A 1,557-nucleotide genomic window follows, 5' to 3' on the forward strand; every position below is an offset into this window, starting at 1 on the left:
AGCCAGGGTACCTTGCGCTGGCTCTGGCTCAGTTCGTCGCGGTAGATGCCGCCGATCAGCAGGCTCTGGCCATGGCCCACGCGGGCGATGGGGCGACAGTCTCCTGCTCGGCGGCTACCTGGAGGACAACGCTCGGCGCCTGGCGCTGCAGCGCTACCTCGATGGCAGCGGCGTGGACTACCGACTGGAAGCACGGAGCATGGAAGACATTCGCCAGGGCGTGGATTTCATCCTGCAGAAATTCGGCTATCGGCAGATCCTCAGCAGCAACGCGGACAAGCCTGGCTGGGTCCGGCTCAACGGCGAACTGGCGGAACAGGACGAACGCTGGGCGCGGATCGACGCATTGCTGGAGTCCGAGGTGCCGGGCCTGCTCGGGGTGGAAAACCAGGTCCGGGTGGCCGGCTCGCACCTGCGCCGCCTCGAACGCCTGCTGGCGGACGCCGGCCTCGACCGGCAACTGAGTTTCCGCGAGCGCGGCGAGCGCATCGAGTTGAGCGGTACGCTCGACGAGGTCCAGCTCAGCGCCTTCTACCGCCTGCAGCGCGAGTTCCAGCAGGAGTTCGGCAACCGCCCGAGCCTGGAGCTGCTCAGTCGCGGCAAGCGCGCCAGCGGCGACGAACTGGAGTTCACGGTGCGCTCGGTGTCGCTGGGGCGGGTGCCCTATGTAGTGCTCGGCGACGGCCAGAAATACCCGGTGGGCGCCTCGACATCCCGCGGTGTGCGAATCCTCGCCATCGAGCCGGAGTCGATCCTGGTGGCCCGCGGCAAGCAGCGTTTCATCATCAATCTCAAAGGGGAGGTGCTCCATGATGACAGCCTTGGAAACGCGACTGTCGGTCGCTGACGGCACGCATGCCGCAGCGCTCCGGCAGCGTCTGCAGGCGGCGCTGGCGGAGTGTCGCCGGGAACTGGCCAGAGGCGCCGGCCCGGAGCGCTTTCAATTCCTGCAACAGCAGGCCCGGGCCCTCGAAGGCGGTCTCGGCATTCTTTCGCAGCTCACAGAGGACTAAGCATGGCGCAGATATTCAACCCCAACCCGGGGAATACCCTCGATACCGTGGCCAATGCCCTGAAGGAGCAGGCCAACGCAGCGAACAAGGACGTCAACGACGCGATCAAGGCCTTGCAGGGGACCGACAATGCCGACAACCCGGCGCTGCTGGCCGAGCTGCAACACAAGATCAACAAGTGGTCGGTCATCTACAACATCAACTCGACGGTGACCCGGGCGCTGCGCGACCTGATGCAAGGCATCCTGCAGAAGATCTGAACATGGACACTTCACTGATACGCGAATTGGCGGAACTGGCGCTGGCCGGCAGCGGGCAGCACTGCCACGAAGAGGCGCTGTGCATCGCCGAGTGGCTGGAGCGCCTCGGACAGGACGAAGCGGCACGGCTGATCCGGATTTCCAGCCTGGCCAACCAGGGGCGCTATCAGGAGGCCCTGGTCTTCGCCCATGGCAATCCCTGGCCGGCGCTGGAGCCCTGGTTCGCCTTGTGCGAGTGGCACCTGGGGCTGGGCGCCGCGCTGGACCGCAGGATGGCCGGGCTG

3 protein-coding genes and 1 pseudogene are annotated in these 1,557 nt (G+C 66.2%); all 4 read left to right on the forward strand.

What is annotated here, in order from left to right:
* Nucleotides 1-847: pseudogene (pscD, locus tag FFS27_RS32605) on the forward strand (SctD family type III secretion system inner membrane ring subunit PscD); the annotation flags it as partial.
* Entirely contained in the window at nt 810-1,013 is a 204-nt protein-coding gene (gene pscE, locus FFS27_RS32610; RefSeq protein ID WP_003100751.1) for a YscE family type III secretion system co-chaperone PscE, read from the forward strand. The pseudogene pscD and the gene pscE, both read left to right, overlap by 38 nt.
* 2 nt (nt 1,014-1,015) lie before the next feature.
* Nucleotides 1,016-1,273: a type III secretion system needle filament protein PscF gene (gene pscF / locus FFS27_RS32615; protein ID WP_003087729.1), complete on the forward strand. Its 258-nt coding sequence runs from the start codon at nt 1,016-1,018 to the stop codon at nt 1,271-1,273.
* A 2-nt stretch (nt 1,274-1,275) separates the two neighbouring features.
* Nucleotides 1,276-1,557 (forward strand): YscG family type III secretion system chaperone PscG (pscG, locus tag FFS27_RS32620; RefSeq protein ID WP_137952547.1); only part of this gene is annotated, 282 nt, incomplete at its 3' end.

This window comes from Pseudomonas sp. 2VD, assembly GCF_005503585.1.
GTDB lineage: Bacteria > Pseudomonadota > Gammaproteobacteria > Pseudomonadales > Pseudomonadaceae > Pseudomonas > Pseudomonas aeruginosa.